The sequence below is a fragment of the Streptomyces curacoi genome (assembly GCF_001513975.1).
GTDB lineage: Bacteria > Actinomycetota > Actinomycetes > Streptomycetales > Streptomycetaceae > Streptomyces > Streptomyces curacoi.
In genome coordinates this window covers 587,930-603,191 of sequence record NZ_KQ947988.1, presented here as the reverse complement: position 1 = coordinate 603,191, position 15,262 = coordinate 587,930, and the positions used below count along the sequence as shown (strand labels likewise).

The following is a 15,262-nucleotide window of genomic DNA, read 5'->3' as shown; positions in this document are numbered from 1 at the left end:
AGCAGGGCCTAGACTCCCGTGCGTACATATCGTCGAACAGCGGTGTTCACGAGATTACGAGTCGTAGGACGAGTCGCAGGACACTGGTCCCAGGACCTGTTCCTGGGTCATCGGTCACGAGGTCAGGGAGCGAGGGGCGGACGTGTCGGAACAGACCGTCGTCGCCGCGGCGGATGCGGATTACGTCGTCGTCTCGGCGGACTACTTCCAGTCCTACTCGGTCGTCGGGCTGCTCGCCGTCATCGGCGTGCTGTTCGTCGCCGTCGCCTTCGGCGCGGGCCGTCTGCTGCGCCCCGTGGTCCCCACCCCCGAGAAGCTCCTGACGTACGAGTGCGGCGTCGACCCCGTCGGCGAGGGCTGGGCCCACACCCAGGTCCGCTACTACGTCTACGCCTTCCTGTACGTGATCTTCGCGATCGACTCGATCTTCCTGTTCCCCTGGGCCACGGTCTTCGCCGACCCGGGCTACGGCGCGACCACGCTCGTCGAGATGTTCGTCTTCCTCGGCTTCCTGGCCGTGGGCCTGCTCTACGCATACAAGAAGGGCGTCCTGGCATGGACGTGACGCCAGACACCAACGGGCAGCCGGTTCTGTTGCCGGAGCCGAAGCGGCTGGGCGCGCTGGCCCGCCTGGCCCCCGAGCCGATGAAGGTGATCCTCAACTGGGGCCGCCGCTACTCGCTCTGGGTCTTCAACTTCGGCCTCGCCTGCTGCGCGATCGAGTTCATCGCCGCCTCGATGGCCCGCCACGACTTCATCCGGCTCGGCGTGATCCCCTTCGCGCCCGGCCCCCGGCAGGCCGACCTCATGGTCGTCTCCGGCACGGTGACGGACAAGATGGCCCCGGCCGTGAAGCGCCTGTACGAACAGATGCCCGAGCCGAAGTACGTCATCTCCTTCGGGGCCTGCTCGAACTGCGGCGGCCCGTACTGGGACTCGTACTCCGTCACCAAGGGCGTCGACCAGATCATCCCGGTGGACGTCTACGTCCCCGGCTGCCCGCCGCGCCCCGAGGCGCTGCTCCAGGGGATCCTGAAGCTGCAGGAGAAGATCGCCCGGGAGTCGCTGGGGGAGCGGTACGGCAGCGGGGCGGCGCGGCCTTCCGCGGCGGCGTTGCAGAGCGGGCTCGTGCAGGGTCCGGGTGCGCCGGGTGCCGGTGGCGGTGCCGGTGCCGGTGGCGGTGCGGGCACCGGTGTTGCGGGCACCGGCGGTGCGGGGGAGGCCGACCGATGACGACGATCGGCTGGCTGCCCGCCCCCGTGGAGGACCTCTTCGGCCCGGAGGCCACCGCTGAGGAGTCCTACGAGGTCCTGACGGTCGACGTGCTCCCGGCGTCCTGGATCGCGGCGCTGGAGGCGGCCCGCGACGAGCTGGGCTGTACCTACTTCGACTGGCTGAGCGCGGTTGACGAACCGGGCACGGGATTCCGCGTCGCGGCCCACGTCGCCGCCCTCTCTCCGGTACGGCGGCTGCTGGTCCGTACGACGGTCCCGCACGAGGCGCCGACGCTGCCCTCCGCGGTCGGCGTGTACGCGGGCGCGGCCTGGCACGAGCGCGAGACCCACGAGATGTTCGGCGTGGTGTTCGCCGACCACCCCGCCCTGGACCACCTGCTCCTGCCGGAGGGCTTCGAGGGCCACCCTCTGCGCAAGGACTTCGTCCTCGCGGCTCGCGTGGCCAAGGCCTGGCCCGGCGCGAAGGAACCGGGCGAGTCCGAACACGGGGGTCCGAAGCGCCGCCAGATGCTGCCCCCGGGCGTGCCCGACCCGAACGAGTGGGGCCCCCTTAAGGGCCAGCTCCCCCCTGCCCCGGCCCGTCCCGCCAGGGGCGCTGGGCGCGCGGCGGGGGAGCGTCCGGCCCGGGCGGCGGGCGAGCGGCCGGTGCGGCGGACACGTACGGCGGCCGAGGGCTCGGCGAGCCAGGCGGGCGCGCCTGCGGCCGGCGCCCCGGCGGCGGGCGCTCCGCGGCGCACGCGGACGGCAGCGGAAGGTTCGGAGAGCCAGCGGGCCGCGGCTTCGACGGCGGAGGGGGCCGTCAGCGGGACGGACGCCGTGGCAGCCGAGCCCGCGGCGGAGGCGGGCGCGTCTCCGGCGGCCACCGGCACGCCGCCGACCACGCTCGGCGCACCGGCAGCGCCACGGCGTGCGCGGAGCGCGAGCGGGGGTTCGGCGAGCCAGCGGGCTGGTTCCGACGCGGCTGCCGCAGCTGACGCGGCGTCGGCTGAAGCGGACGGCACAGCCGCACCGCCCTCGGCTCCCTCTGCCACGCCGAAGCCCCCCGCCGCGCCCCGCAGCCCGGACGCCCCCTGGCACCACGCCCGCCCGGCCTTCGAGGAACCGGAGCCCGAGCGCCGAGCTGAGCCGGAGCCGCAGACCGAGGCCAAGGCCGAGGCCGAGGCCGAGCCGGCGTCGGAGACCGTCGCGAAGCCCGCGACCTCCCCGGAGACCGACACGGCAGAACCCACCGACGCCACCGATGGCCCCACCGACCCCACCGACGACCGCACAGACCCCGCAGGAGGCACGCAGTGAACGACGCGCTCGACGTCACCCTGCGACTCCTGATCGTCTTCGTCGTCTTCCTCACGTTCCCCTTGATCATCGGCCAGACCGAGCACAAGGTGATGGCCCATATGCAGGGCCGTCTCGGCCCGATGTACGCGGGCGGCTTCCACGGCTGGGCCCAGCTCGTCGCGGACGGCGTGAAGTTCGCGCAGAAGGAGGACGTGGTTCCGGCGGGCGCGGACCGCCGTATCTTCCAGCTCGCCCCGGCCGTGGCCCTCCTCCCCTACCTGCTCGTCCTCCTCGCCATCCCCATCGGCCCGGGCGAGGGCGCGGTCGGCGAGGTCATCGACGCGGGCATCTTCTTCGTCCTCGCGGTCATGGGCGTCGGCGTCCTCGGCTCGCTCATGGCCGGCTGGGCCTCCGCCAACAAGTTCTCCCTCCTCGGCGGCCTGCGCACCGCCGCCCAGCTCCTCGCCTATGAACTCCCGATGCTGCTGGCCGCCGCCTCCGTCGCGATGGCCGCCGGCACCGTCTCCCTCCCTGGCATCCTCGACGCCTTCGAGTGGTGGTGGCTGCCCTGGCAGATCGTCGGCGCGATCGTCTTCTTCGTGGCGGGGCTGGCCGAACTGCAACGCCCGCCGTTCGACATGCCCGTCGCCGACTCGGAGATCATCTTCGGCGCCTACACCGAGTACACCGGCCTACGCTTCGCCCTCTTCCTCCTCGCCGAGTACGCCGGAATCGTCGTCCTGTGCGGCCTGACCACCGTCCTCTTCCTGGGCGGCTGGCACGGCCCCTTGGGCGCCGACGGCCTCGGCTGGGTCTGGACCCTGCTCAAGACCGCGGTCCTCGCCTTCATCGTGATCTGGCTCCGCGTCACCTACCCGCGGCTGCGCGAGGACCAGCTGCAGAAGCTGTCCTGGACCCTCCTCGTCCCCCTCTCCCTCGCCCAGATCGCCCTCACCGGCGTCGTCAAGGTGGTGATCCAGTAACCATGGCCCCCCTCCCCGGCAGTGGCCTGGCCAAGGGCCTGGCCGTCACCCTCCGCACGATGACGAAGAGGTCCGTCACCGCGCAGTACCCGGACACCCAGCCCGACCTCCCGCCCCGCACCCGCGGCGTGATCGGCCTGTTCGAGGAGAACTGCACGGTCTGCATGCTGTGCGCCCGCGAGTGCCCGGACTGGTGCATCTACATTGACTCCCACAAGGAGACGATCCCGGCGGCGACCCCCGGCGGCCGCGAACGCAGCCGCAACGTCCTCGACCGCTTCGCCATCGACTTCTCCCTGTGCATGTACTGCGGTATCTGCATCGAGGTCTGTCCTTTCGACGCCCTGTTCTGGTCCCCGGAGTTCGAGTACGCCGAGACCGACATCCACGACCTCACCCACGAACGCGACAAGCTCCGCGAGTGGATGTGGACCGTCCCGGCCCCGCCCGCCCTCGACCCCGGCGCGGAGGAACCGAAGGAGATCGCCGCCGCCCGCAAGGCCGCCGAGAAGCTCGCGGCCCAGCAACAGGCCGCAGCCGCCGAGCCCGCCGCCCCCGCAGCGACCGAGCCGCATGCGCGGGAACAGGCCCGTGCCGCCGAGCAGCCCACCCGGCCGGCGGGGGCGTCCAAGCAGCAGACCGACCAGCCGAGGCAGGAGGGCCGGGAATGACCCTCGCCGCAACCGCCGGTCTCCTCGCGGCGGGCCCGGCCCCCGTGGCCGCCACCGAAACCCACGGCTTCCTCTCCCCGACCGGCGTCGAGATCGCCTTCCTGCTCGTCGGTCTGGTCACCTTCGGCGCCGCCCTGGTCACCGTCACCACCCGGCAGCTGGTGCACGCCGCCCTGTGGCTGGTGGTCACGCTCGGCGGACTCGCCGTGGAGTACCTCCTGCTCACCGCCGAGTTCATCGCCTGGGTGCAGGTCCTCATCTACGTCGGTTCCGTCGTCGTCCTCCTCCTGTTCGGTCTGATGCTCACCAGGGCCCCCATCGGCCGCTCCCCGGACGCCGACTCCGGCAACCGCTGGGCCGCCCTCGCCGTGGCCGTCGCCGCCGCGGGCACCCTGATCTGGGTGGTCGTCGACGCCTTCCGCACGACGTGGATCGACCTCGACGGCCCCGCCGCCGGCTCCACCAAGGCCACCGGCGAGAGCCTCTTCCAGAACTGGGTCCTCCCCTTCGAGGCTCTCTCCGTCCTCCTCCTCGCCGCTCTGGTCGGCGCGATCGTCCTGTCCCGCAAAGCTAAGGCGGAGTCGGACTCTCCCTCAGTGAACTCCCGGCCGGTGACCGGGAGTTCCCCATCCGTCCCGGATTCCCGCAATCACCCGATCGGGCGAAATGGCTCGGCCGAGGGAACTGAGCCGTCCGAGCAGGAAGGCGCCCGCTGATGCACCTCGCCTATCCCGCCGTACTCTCCGCCCTCCTGTTCTGCACCGGCCTGTACGGCGTCCTCGCCCGCCGCAACGCGATCCTGGTCCTGATGTCGGTCGAGCTGATGCTCAACGCCGTCAACCTCAACCTGGTCGCCTTCGACGTCTGGCTCAGCAAGACCGCCGAGGAGACCCTGCACTCCGGCCAGGCCCTGACCCTGTTCACCATCACCATCGCCGCCGCCGAGATCGGCATCGGGCTGGCGATCGTCCTCGCTGTCTACCGCAACCGCGGCACCTCGGACATCGACAAGCTCCGCGACACCGCCGAGAGCCACGACACCGACGGCCCCGACCGCGACGCCCTCACGGCCCCGCAGGCCGAGAAGGCTGAGGCCACCGCGTGACCACGACCAACCTCGCCGTACTCGTCCCCCTCCTGCCGTTCCTCGGCGCCGCAGCGGGCCTGCTCCTGGGCCGCACGGCCCCCGGCTTCGTCCGCCCGCTCGCCGTCCTGCCGACGCTCGCGTCCCTCGTGCTCGCCACGGTGGTCGCCCTGCGCCAGGGCGGCGACCAGGCGATCGACGCCGCCACCGGACTCACCCCGACCGGCTCGGTCCCGATCGAGCTCGCCCTGCACATCGACGGCTTCGCCGCCCTCGTCGCCGTCCTGGTCGGCGTCGTCGCCACCTGTGTGCAGACCTACTCCACGGGCTACCTCCGCGAGGACCCGCGCTACCCCTCGTACGCCGCGCTCGTCTCCCTGTTCACCTCCGCGATGCTGCTCGTCGTCTACTCCGGCGACCTGATGGTGCTGCTGGTCGGCTGGGAGATCATGGGCATCTGCTCGTACTTTTTGGTCGGCCACTACTGGGAGACCCCGGAGGCCCGCGCCGCCTCCATCAAGGCCTTCCTGGTGACCAAGCTCGGTGACGTCCCCTTCCTCATCGGCCTGTTCGCGCTGGCCACCGATGCCGGGTCGTTCCGCATCACCAAGGTCCTCGGCACCGTCGCGAGCGGCGGCCTCGACCACCCGACGCTGATCGCCCTGCTGCTCCTCGCTGGCGTGGCGGGCAAGTCGGCGCAGTTCCCGCTGCACACCTGGCTCCCCGACGCGATGGCGGGCCCGACGCCCGTCTCCGCGCTGATCCACGCCGCGACGATGGTCGCCGCCGGTGTCTACTTCATCGCCCGTCTCCTCCCGGTCTTCGCGGCCTCCCAGGCCGCGATGATCGTCCTCGCCGTCATGGCCGCGGTCACGATGCTCGGCTCTGGTCTCGCCGCGCTCGCCCAGGACGACATCAAGCGCGTCCTCGCCTACTCGACGATCGGCCAGCTCGGCTACATGACCGGGGCTCTCGCCGTCGCCGACCGCGGCGCCGCCGTCTTCCACCTCCTGTCCCACGGCGCCTTCAAGGCGCTGCTGTTCCTCGCGGCCGGCGTGATCATCCACGCCGCCGGCACCAACTCGCTGGCCGCCATGTCCCGCATGGGCCACCTGCGCGCCCGCGTCCCCGACGCCTACTGGACGATGACCGTGGCGCTCCTCGCGCTCGCCGCGATCCCGCCGTTCAGCGGCTTCTTCTCCAAGGAGTCCGTCCTCGGCGCCGCCGAGCACGTGGCCACCGGCCACACCGAGCAGGCCCCCGGCGCCGCAGGCTGGACGGTCCTGATCGCAGGCCTGATCACCGCCCTGCTCACTGCCGCCTACGCAATGCGCCTGTGGCTGCTGGCCTTCCGCGGCCGGGGCGCCGACGCCCCCGACCACGGCAGGCAGCCGCTGACGATGACCGTGGTGCTGTGGATGCTCGCCGCCCCGTCCCTCGCCGTCGGCGCACTCGCCTACCGCGTGCTCCCCGACTGGTTCGACGGCCGCGACCTCACCCCGACCCTCACCACGTCCGTCCTCGGCACGGGCGTCGCCCTCATCGGCGGCATCGTCACCTACGCGGCCTGGCGGCACACCACGGCGCTCGCGGCCCGCGTCCCGCTGGGCGCGGTCGCGGCCCACCCCGAAGGCGACGCCGCCCAGGTCGAGGCCGAGGCCATCGCCAGTCACGCGCCCGTGTACGGGGGAGTGGCCTACGCGCCCGACCCGGCGGACCCCGGCCGGCTGCTGCTCGGCCCGCTGCACCGCCACGCGGCCGTCGGCTTCCACCTCGACGCGGTGTACCGGGCGTTGTTCGTGCGCCCCGTCCAGGCGGGCGCGAGCCTCGTCCGGTTCCTCGACCGCGAGGTCGTCGACACCTATGTACGCGGCGCGGGCGCCCTACCCCGCTGGCTCGGCATCGCCGTACGGCGCGCCCAGACCGGCAATGTGCAGACCTATGTGAGCGCGCTGCTCGCCGGCACCGTCGTCCTGGCGGTCGCCGCCGTCCTCGTCGCCACGGGAGCGTGAGCAGGCGTGATCGATATCAACGAGTCCGTGATGCAGTTCCTTCTGGCATTCGTCGTCGTCGGCCCGCTCCTCGGCGCGGCCGCAGCCCTCCTGCCCGCCCCGCCCGGACTGAAGGGGAAGTCGCCCGAGCAGGCCGTCCTGCGGCACGGCGTGACGGTCACCGGCGGGGTTCTCATCGCCGCGATCGTCCTGGCGCTCGGCTTCGACCACGACCAGCCGTCGAAGATGCAGGCCGGCACGGACATCAGCTGGATCCCCGCACTCGACGTGCGTATCCATCTCGGCATCGACGGCATTTCCCTCCCCCTTCTGGTCCTGACCGCGCTGCTGACCTTCCTCTGCGCGCTCTACTCGTACTTCAAGATGCCCGCGGGCCCGACCCCGAAGGCCTTCGTCGCACTCCTGCTCGTCCTGGAGTCCGGCACCCTCGCCACCTTCGCCGTCCTCGACCTGCTCCTGTTCTTCCTCGCCTTCGAGATGGTCCTCATCCCGATGTACTTCCTCATTGCCCGCTGGGGCGGCGAGGGCCGGGCCGAGGCCGCCTGGAAGTTCATCCTCTACACACTGCTCGGCTCCGTGGTCATGCTGCTCGGCCTGCTCCTGATCGGCATCAAGGCGGGCACGTTCGACATGGTGGCACTCGCCACTGACAACGGCCGGCCACTGACCACATCCGTGCAGGTCATCGCCGTTTTGGCGATCGGGATCGGGCTCGCGGTCAAGACCCCGATGTGGCCGCTGCACAGCTGGCTGCCCGACGCCCACACCGCCGCGCCGACCGTCGGCTCGGTCCTGCTGGCCGGCGTCCTGCTGAAGATGGGTACGTACGGGTTCGTCCGGATCCTCCTCCCCATCGCCCCCGACGGCTTCCGCACCTTCGCGCCGTACCTCGCCGCCTTCGCCGTCGTCGGGATCATCTACGGATCCCTGGCCTGCCTGGCCCTCGCCAAGCGGGGCGCGAAGGGCGACCTCAAGCGCCTCATCGCCTACTCCTCCGTCGGCCACATGGGCTTCGTGTTGCTCGGCATCGCGACGATGACCCCGACCGGCCTGAACGGCGCCCTGTTCGCGAACATCGCCCACGGCCTCATCACCGGCCTGCTCTTCTTCCTGGTCGGCGCGCTGAAGGACCGCACGGGCACGACCGACCTCGACACCCTCGCCGAGGAGACCGGCGCCGCGCTCTACGGCAAGGCGCCCCGCCTCGGCGGCCTGCTCGCCTTCGCCGCGGTCGCCTCCCTCGGGCTGCCGGGCCTCGCCGGGTTCTGGGGCGAGATGCTGGCGCTGTTCGGCGCGTTCGAGCCCGCCGCCGGACTCAGCCGCCCGGCCTTCCTCACCTTCATGGCCATCGGCGTCTTCGGCACCCTGCTCACCGCCGCGTACCTGCTCGTCGTGGTCCGCCGAGTCTGCATGGGCGCCGCACCGCAGGAAGCCCCGACCCTCGCCGACGTGCAGAGTTACGAGTTCGCGGCCTGGACCCCGCTCGTCGCCCTCACCGTCGTCGCCGGCCTGTGGCCCAAGACCCTCCTCGGCCTGACCGACCCGGCCGTCCAGCAGCTCCTCGCAGGAGGTCCCCGATGAGCCCCCTGGCCCAGCCCCTGGCCGAGTCGGTGGTCCAGTCCGTCGACTGGCTCGCCATCGCGCCGCCCACCATCGCGGCGGTCGTCGGACTCGTGGTCCTCGTCGCCGACCTGTTCGTCGCTGAGGGAAAGAAGGCCCTGCTCGGCTGGACGTCCGTGGTCGGCCTTGCCGCCTCCGCGCTTCTGCTGCTGCCCCTCCTGGACGGCGACCGCTCCACCTTCTGCCTCACCGGCGACCCCGGCGTCTGCAGTTACACCGCCGACCGCTTCACCCTCGTCATCCAGTTCCTGGTCCTCGGCGGAGCCCTCCTCGCGGCCCTCCTGTCGGTCACCGCCCTCAAGGACGCCGACAAGGAACTCCCCGAAGGGGAGTTCTGGTTCCTGCTGCTCTCCTCCGCCGCCGGAGCCGCCCTCCTGCCGGCCTCCCGGGACCTGGCGACCCTCATCGTCGCCCTCGAAGTCGCCTCCCTCCCCGCTTTCGCGCTGGTCGGCCTCCGCCACGGCGACCGCAAGTCCTCCGAGGCGGCCCTGAAGTTCTTCCTGTCCTCGGTCACCGCGACGGCGGTCAGCCTCATGGGCATCAGCTTCGTGTACGCCTCCACCGGCACCCTCTACCTCACCCAGATCGCCGAGCGCATCCAGGACGTCGACGGACAGCTCCAGACCCTCGTCCAGGCCGGCGTCGTCCTCACCCTCATCGGCTTCGCCTTCAAGACGGCCGCCGTGCCCTTCCACTTCTGGGTGCCGGACACCTACGTGGGGGCGCCCCTGCCGGTCGCCGCCTACCTGTCGGTCGTCGGCAAGGCGGTCGGCTTCACCGGCCTGATCCTCGTCACGGTCATCGCCCTCCCGGCGTACGCCGACGTCTGGGGCCCGGCCCTCGCGGCGCTGGCCGCCCTGACCATGACCGTCGGCAACGTCGGCGCCCTGCGCCAGCAGGCCACGCGCGCGTACAGCGCCGTACGGCTGCTCGCCTGGTCCTCCGTCGGCCAGGCCGGCTACCTCCTGGTGCCGATCGCCGCCGCCGCGTACTCCGACGACGCCGAGCGGTCCATCGGCTCCACCGTCGCCTACGCCCTGATGTACGCCGCCGTGAACCTCGGCGCCTTCGCGGTGGCCGCACTGGTCGGCCGTACGAAGACCCTCAACCGGATCAGCGACTACCGGGGCCTGTACGCGCGCAACCCGCTGTCCGCCCTGACTTTGGCGTTCTTCCTGCTCTGCCTCGCCGGACTCCCGCCGGGCATCATCGGCCTGTTCGCCAAGGTCACCGTCTTCTCCGCCGCCGTCGACGCGGGCCTCGGCTGGCTGGCCGTGGTCATGGCCGTGAACGTCGTGATCGCGCTGTTCTACTACCTCCAGTGGACGGCCCTGCTGTTCCGCGCCCCCGAGGGTGAACCCGTCAAGCACCTCGTCCCCGCGCCCGTGACGGCCACGCTGGCCCTCACCGGCGTCGTCGGCATCGCCCTGTCCGGAGCTCCCCAGCTGATCCTGCGCTTCGCCGACACCGGGCTCTTCTGAGCCTGCACGCATCCGGTACGCGCGCGTGGGGCACTCGCACCCCACGCGCGCGTGGCGTGTGCCGGCGCCTTCACCCGGACGGCCCACGCCCGCCGTCGAACGCACAAGGGAACCCGTGGCCCTCGCCTGGCGTTGACCAGTACGGAAGGGTCCACTGGACGTGACACCACGGCACCAGTGGCATCGGAGATCGACCAGCAAAGGGTTCCCCTGCCGCACCACTTGGAGGGCGTACCGTGCACCGCCGGCACAACGGGCTCAGGACCGCAGTACTCCTCGGGGGGCTGTCCGCACTCATCATCGTCATCGGCAGCCTCTTCGGCCGTATGGGGCTCGTCGTCGCGGTCCTGATCGCGCTCGGCACGAACGCGTACACGTACTGGAACAGCGACAAGCTGGCGCTACGGGCGATGCGTGCCCGGCCGGTCAGCGAGTTCGAGGCCCCGGGGCTGTACCGCATGGTCCGCGAGCTCTCCACCCAGGCACGCCAGCCCATGCCCCGTCTCTACATCTCCCCCACGGAGGCGCCGAACGCGTTCGCGACGGGCCGCAACCCGCGCAACGCCGCCGTGTGCTGCACCGAGGGCATCCTGCGCATCCTCGACGAGCGCGAACTGCGCGGCGTCATCGGCCACGAGCTCAGCCACGTCTACAACCGCGACATCCTCATCTCGTCGGTCGCCGGCGCCCTCGCCTCGGTGATCATGTTCCTGGTCAACTTCGCCTGGCTGATCCCGATCGGCCGGTCCGATGACGACGACGGCCCCGGCCTCTTCGGCATGCTGCTGATCATGATCCTGGGCCCGCTCGCCGCCACCCTCATCCAACTGGCCATCAGCCGCTCCAGGGAGTACGAAGCCGACGCGTCCGGCGCCCAGCTCACCGGCGACCCGCTCGCCCTCGCGAGCGCCCTGCGCAAGCTCGAACTGGGCACCAAGCAGCTCCCGCTGCCCCCCGAGCCGCGTATCGAGACCGCGAGCCACATGATGATCGCGAACCCCTTCCGCCCGGGGCAGGGATTCTCCAAGATGTTCTCGACCCACCCGCCGATGGCGGACCGTATCGCCCGACTCGAGAAAATGGCAGGACCCCACCAGTGAAGACCATCCTGAACGTCATATGGCTCGTCCTGAGCGGGTTCTGGTTGTTCCTCGGCTACCTGCTCGCGGGCGCGCTGCTGTGCATCACCATCATCGGCATCCCTTTCGGCATCGCGGCCTTCCGCATCGGTCTGTACGCCCTGTGGCCCTTCGGGTACACCACGGTCGAGCGACGCGACGCCGGCGCCCCTTCCTGTGTCGGCAACGTCCTGTGGCTGGTCCTGGCGGGCTGGTGGCTCGCCCTTGGCCACATCATCACCGGCCTCGCCCTGTGCATCACGATCATCGGCATCCCGTTCGGCATCGCCAACTTCAAGCTGATCCCCGTGTCGCTGTTCCCGCTGGGCCGCGAAATCGTCCCGACGGACCAGCCGTTCTCGTCGCGTTACTAGCGGAGCGGGGCGGGCACAGCCGTCGCGGGTTTTCCACAACCCGGCGGTTGTCCACAGGCCGGAGCGATTGTCAGTGGCGGCTTGCATCATGAACGCATGACCGAGATCGAGCAGTTGCTGACGAAGGTGGCGGAGAAGGCCCGTAACACCCGCCCCTGGGGCTGGACTTCTCTCCCCGAGCCCGTGGACGCGGCCACCCTGGCCCGCGCCGAGGCCGCCCTCGGCTTCGGCCTGCCCCCGCTGCTCGCCGACCTCTATCTGCGCATAGGAGACGGCGGATTCGGCCCGGAATACGGCCTGCTGCCGCTGCTCGACAGCCCTCCGGCCGGCGAGCCCGCCGCCGTCACCCAGTACCTCGCCAACCGCGAGAGCGCCCGCAAGGACCCCGACTGGCCCTGGCCTGAAGGCGTCCTGCCGATATCCCACTGGGGCTGCGCGATGTACGCGTGCGTGGACTGCCACAGCCCGCAGGCCACGGTCCTCCTCTTCGAACCGAACGCCGACGACGCCGACCAGGCGTGGTACGTCGACGCCCCGAGCCTCACGGACTGGCTGCGCGCCTGGATCGACGGCAGGGGCTGGTACGAGCAGATGAACGACGAGCTGGTGGTGACCCCTTGGGCCGACTTCCGCATACGCACCGAGGCGGCCCGGGCGTCCTGACGAGGCGCGAACCGGCGGTCCTCCCCGGCCGGCGATCGCTGAGTCTGAGCGGACCGACGACTCCCAGTGAACGGCCCGCCGCCCAGAGGCCGATTGCACCAAGGGACCCGTCTGCGGTCGAACGAGCCGACTTCTCCGAGAGGCCAACAGCCGACAAGCGGACCGACCTCGCCGAGAGGCCCCGTCGAGCGCGCCGCGACGGTCCCTGAACACAGCGGCTGTCTCGCGCCTTCGGCCGATGGACGGTTCGTCCACCTTCCTCCAGCCACACACGCGCGTACGCCGCCGGGCCTACCTCCCCCGCGCCCCGGACCGCTCCGCCATCCACCGCCGTACGCCGTAGGCGGCCACACCCAGCGCCAGCACACCCGCACCCACCACGACCGAGGTCTCCGGAAGCGAGAAAGCGAGGACCACGCACCCGACAAGCCCCACCGCAGGCACGACCCGCGCGGTCGGCGCCGAATCGAGAGTCCAGGCCGATGCGTTGGCCACCGCGTAGTACGCCAGCACACCGAAGGAGGAGAAGCCGATCGCGCCCCGCACGTCCACCGTGGCGGCCAGGACCGCCACCACCGCCCCCACGGCCAGTTCGGCCCGGTGCGGCACCTGGAAGCGAGGGTGCACGGCTGCGAGAGCGCCGGGCAGATGCCGGTCGCGAGCCATGGCCAGCGTCGTCCGCGAGACACCCAGGATCAGCGCGAGCAGCGAGCCCAACGCGGCCACGGCCGCGCCCACCCGCACCACGGGCGCCAGCTCCGGCACCCCCGCCGCCCGCACCGCGTCGGCCAGCGGAGCGCCCGAGTGCCTCAGACCATCTGCCCCCAGTACGGAAAGGACGGCCAGCGCCACACACGCGTACACCGCCAGCGCGATGCCCAGGGCCAGGGGGATCGCCCGGGGGATGGTGCGTGCCGGGTCCCGCACCTCCTCACCGAGGGTCGCGATCCGCGCGTAGCCGGCGAACGCGAAGAACAGCAGTCCCGCCGCTTGCAGTATCCCGCCCACGCCGTCCGAGGCCCCGATGTCCAAGCGCGCGGCATCGGACTCGCCGGACCCCAGACACACGACGACCACACATGCGAGGACAGCCAGGACCACCGCCACGATCGCCCGGGTCAGCCAGGCGGACTTCTGGACGCCGCCGTAGTTCACCGCGGTCAGCGCCACCACCGCGGCGACCGCCACCGCGTGCGCCTGCCCTGGCCAGACATAGGCGCCCACGGTGAGCGCCATCGCCGCACAGGAGGCCGTTTTGCCGACCACGAACGACCAGCCCGCCAGATATCCCCAGAACTCGCCGAGCCGCTCGCGCCCGTACACATACGTGCCGCCCGACGCCGGATACAGGGCGGCCAGCCGGGTCGAGGACGTGGCGTTGCAGTAGGCGACCACCGCTGCGAGGGCGAGCCCGAGCAGCAGACCCGTGCCGGCAGCGTGCGCGGCCGGGGCCAGGGTGGCGAAGATTCCGGCCCCGACCATGGAGCCGAGACCGATGATCACGGCGTCGCCGACACCGAGGGTGCGCCGTAGCTCTTGGGGAGATCCGGGCTGTGTCATGGGCCGAACACTAGCGAGCGCTGCAACCGCCGAGTGCAGCGGTGACGTCCTCATCATCAACAGGGCACGAACACCGCCCGACCAGGACAACAGCACAGCACAGCGCCGCAGTAGGCGTCATATCCGCGGCGTTCGGCGCACGAGCCACGAGCACAGCCTGCCCGGCTGTCCGGACGTAGATCACAGTGCCGGGACAGTGCAGGCACAGCGTGGAAGGGCAGGTTCACGGCATGAGCATCATCAGTTGGATCATTCTCGGACTGTTGGCCGGAGCCATCGCCAAGTTCCTGCTGCCGGGTCGAGACCCGGGCGGCTTCATCGGCACCACTGTCATCGGCGTCGCGGGCGCGTTCATCGGCGGCTGGATCTCGGCCCGTTGGCTGGACCACCCCATCAGCAAGGACTTCTACGACGGTGCCACCTGGGCCGCCGCGATCGGCGGCTCCCTCGTGCTCCTGATCGCCTACCGCCTCCTGTTCGGCCACTCGCGCGACTGAGCGAGGCGAGCACACCCCGGACCGCGGCCAGCAGGCGAGAAGGGTGGGCACCGCAAGGTGCCCACCCTTCTCGTACGACGTCGAAGCCGGAGCCGCAGCCGGCAACGGATCAGCGGCTCACCGGTAGTTCACGAACTGCATCGCGAAGTCGAAGTCCTTGCCCTTGAGCAGGGCGATGACGGCCTGCAGGTCGTCCCGGCTCTTCGAGCTGACCCGCAGCTCGTCACCCTGCACCTGGGCCTTCACGCCCTTCGGGCCCTCGTCACGAATGAGCTTCGCCACCTTCTTCGCGTTCTCCTGGGAGATGCCCTCCTGGATCGACGCGAAGATCTTGTACTGCTTGCCCGAGAGCTGGGGCTCGCCCGCGTCCAGGGCCTTGAGCGAGACCCCGCGCTTGATCAGCTTGGACTCGAAGACGTCGAGGACAGCCTTCACCCGGCCCTCGGAGTTCGCCTCCAAGAGGATCTTGTCGCCGGACCACGAGATCGAGGCACCCACGCCCTTGAAGTCGTAGCGCTGCGAGATCTCCTTGGCGGTCTGGTTGAGTGCGTTGTCGACCTCCTGCCGCTCGACCTTCGAGACGATGTCGAAACTGGAGTCGGCCATGTCCTGTGGCTCCTTGTATCGGGGTGCGTATGGGGTGCGTGTCGGCGGGCGTGGGGGGCGGCCGCCGAACCCGGGGCAGG

16 protein-coding genes are annotated in these 15,262 nt (G+C 71.0%); 14 read left to right on the top strand and 2 right to left on the bottom strand.

From position 1 onward, the window contains the following. Window positions 1-142 precede the first annotated feature (142 nt). From AQI70_RS19460 to AQI70_RS19400, 13 genes are all read left to right on the top strand, one after another. Window positions 143-565, top strand: a complete 423-nt coding sequence (locus AQI70_RS19460) for an NADH-quinone oxidoreductase subunit A (RefSeq protein WP_003998885.1) — start codon at window positions 143-145, stop codon at window positions 563-565. Continuing rightward, on the top strand, window positions 556-1,233 hold the full coding sequence (locus AQI70_RS19455; protein WP_062151483.1) for an NADH-quinone oxidoreductase subunit B: 678 nt from the start codon (window positions 556-558) through the stop codon (window positions 1,231-1,233). The genes AQI70_RS19460 and AQI70_RS19455 overlap by 10 nt, the downstream gene beginning before the upstream one ends. Next, complete coding sequence (locus AQI70_RS19450) at window positions 1,230-2,531, top strand: NADH-quinone oxidoreductase subunit C (protein ID WP_062151481.1); 1,302 nt, start codon at window positions 1,230-1,232, stop codon at window positions 2,529-2,531. The genes AQI70_RS19455 and AQI70_RS19450 overlap by 4 nt, the downstream gene beginning before the upstream one ends. Continuing rightward, window positions 2,528-3,496, top strand: a complete 969-nt coding sequence (locus AQI70_RS19445; protein ID WP_062151478.1) for a complex I subunit 1/NuoH family protein — start codon at window positions 2,528-2,530, stop codon at window positions 3,494-3,496. The genes AQI70_RS19450 and AQI70_RS19445 overlap by 4 nt, the downstream gene beginning before the upstream one ends. Before the next feature lie 2 nt (window positions 3,497-3,498). Beyond that, complete coding sequence (locus tag AQI70_RS19440) at window positions 3,499-4,167, top strand: NuoI/complex I 23 kDa subunit family protein (protein ID WP_062151475.1); 669 nt, start codon at window positions 3,499-3,501, stop codon at window positions 4,165-4,167. Beyond that, entirely contained in the window at window positions 4,164-4,883 is a 720-nt protein-coding gene (locus AQI70_RS19435) for an NADH-quinone oxidoreductase subunit J family protein (RefSeq protein WP_062151472.1), read from the top strand. The genes AQI70_RS19440 and AQI70_RS19435 overlap by 4 nt, the downstream gene beginning before the upstream one ends. Beyond that, on the top strand, window positions 4,883-5,272 hold the full coding sequence (gene nuoK, locus AQI70_RS19430) for an NADH-quinone oxidoreductase subunit NuoK (RefSeq protein WP_062151469.1): 390 nt from the start codon (window positions 4,883-4,885) through the stop codon (window positions 5,270-5,272). Before AQI70_RS19435 ends, nuoK begins: the two co-directional genes overlap by 1 nt. Then, window positions 5,269-7,263, top strand: a complete 1,995-nt coding sequence (locus tag AQI70_RS19425; RefSeq protein ID WP_062151467.1) for an NADH-quinone oxidoreductase subunit 5 family protein — start codon at window positions 5,269-5,271, stop codon at window positions 7,261-7,263. Before nuoK ends, AQI70_RS19425 begins: the two co-directional genes overlap by 4 nt. Before the next feature lie 6 nt (window positions 7,264-7,269). Continuing rightward, window positions 7,270-8,844: a complex I subunit 4 family protein gene (locus AQI70_RS19420; RefSeq protein WP_062151464.1), complete on the top strand. Its 1,575-nt coding sequence runs from the start codon at window positions 7,270-7,272 to the stop codon at window positions 8,842-8,844. Further along, window positions 8,841-10,364: an NADH-quinone oxidoreductase subunit N gene (locus tag AQI70_RS19415; RefSeq protein ID WP_062151461.1), complete on the top strand. Its 1,524-nt coding sequence runs from the start codon at window positions 8,841-8,843 to the stop codon at window positions 10,362-10,364. Before AQI70_RS19420 ends, AQI70_RS19415 begins: the two co-directional genes overlap by 4 nt. 236 nt (window positions 10,365-10,600) lie before the next feature. Continuing rightward, window positions 10,601-11,464 carry a zinc metalloprotease HtpX gene (gene htpX / locus AQI70_RS19410; RefSeq protein ID WP_062151457.1) on the top strand — a complete coding sequence of 288 codons (864 nt, stop codon included), beginning with the start codon at window positions 10,601-10,603 and terminating at the stop codon, window positions 11,462-11,464. Next, window positions 11,461-11,856, top strand: coding sequence for a YccF domain-containing protein (locus AQI70_RS19405; RefSeq protein ID WP_062151455.1), 396 nt, complete (start codon window positions 11,461-11,463; stop codon window positions 11,854-11,856). The genes htpX and AQI70_RS19405 overlap by 4 nt, the downstream gene beginning before the upstream one ends. Before the next feature lie 96 nt (window positions 11,857-11,952). After that, entirely contained in the window at window positions 11,953-12,519 is a 567-nt protein-coding gene (locus AQI70_RS19400; protein ID WP_062151452.1) for an SMI1/KNR4 family protein, read from the top strand. Between the two features lie 291 nt (window positions 12,520-12,810). Here AQI70_RS19400 and AQI70_RS19395 read toward each other — a convergent pair whose 3' ends face one another. Next, on the bottom strand, window positions 12,811-14,079 hold the full coding sequence (locus AQI70_RS19395; RefSeq protein WP_062151449.1) for an APC family permease: 1,269 nt from the start codon (window positions 14,077-14,079) through the stop codon (window positions 12,811-12,813). A 230-nt stretch (window positions 14,080-14,309) separates the two neighbouring features. On the opposite strand from AQI70_RS19395, the gene AQI70_RS19390 reads away from it, so the two are divergent. Continuing rightward, window positions 14,310-14,576, top strand: coding sequence for a GlsB/YeaQ/YmgE family stress response membrane protein (locus AQI70_RS19390; protein WP_003998872.1), 267 nt, complete (start codon window positions 14,310-14,312; stop codon window positions 14,574-14,576). 117 nt (window positions 14,577-14,693) lie between these two features. Here the strand turns inward: AQI70_RS19390 and AQI70_RS19385 are convergent, their stop codons facing one another. Beyond that, window positions 14,694-15,182: a YajQ family cyclic di-GMP-binding protein gene (locus AQI70_RS19385; protein ID WP_062151446.1), complete on the bottom strand. Its 489-nt coding sequence runs from the start codon at window positions 15,180-15,182 to the stop codon at window positions 14,694-14,696. Between the last annotated feature and the right edge of the window lie 80 nt (window positions 15,183-15,262).

Bases quoted from the DNA above. Each gene is read 5' to 3' on its own strand.
- AQI70_RS19455 (WP_062151483.1), top strand. From the start codon at position 556: ATGGACGTGACGCCAGACACCAACGGGCAGCCGGTTCTGTTGCCGGAG.
- AQI70_RS19450 (WP_062151481.1), top strand. From the start codon at position 1,230: ATGACGACGATCGGCTGGCTGCCCGCCCCCGTGGAGGACCTCTTCGGC.
- AQI70_RS19440 (WP_062151475.1), top strand. From the start codon at position 3,499: ATGGCCCCCCTCCCCGGCAGTGGCCTGGCCAAGGGCCTGGCCGTCACC.
- AQI70_RS19435 (WP_062151472.1), top strand. From the start codon at position 4,164: ATGACCCTCGCCGCAACCGCCGGTCTCCTCGCGGCGGGCCCGGCCCCC.
- nuoK (WP_062151469.1), top strand. From the start codon at position 4,883: ATGCACCTCGCCTATCCCGCCGTACTCTCCGCCCTCCTGTTCTGCACC.
- AQI70_RS19415 (WP_062151461.1), top strand. From the start codon at position 8,841: ATGAGCCCCCTGGCCCAGCCCCTGGCCGAGTCGGTGGTCCAGTCCGTC.
- AQI70_RS19400 (WP_062151452.1), top strand. From the start codon at position 11,953: ATGACCGAGATCGAGCAGTTGCTGACGAAGGTGGCGGAGAAGGCCCGT.
- AQI70_RS19395 (WP_062151449.1), bottom strand. From the start codon at position 14,079: ATGACACAGCCCGGATCTCCCCAAGAGCTACGGCGCACCCTCGGTGTC.
- AQI70_RS19390 (WP_003998872.1), top strand. From the start codon at position 14,310: ATGAGCATCATCAGTTGGATCATTCTCGGACTGTTGGCCGGAGCCATC.
- AQI70_RS19385 (WP_062151446.1), bottom strand. From the start codon at position 15,182: ATGGCCGACTCCAGTTTCGACATCGTCTCGAAGGTCGAGCGGCAGGAG.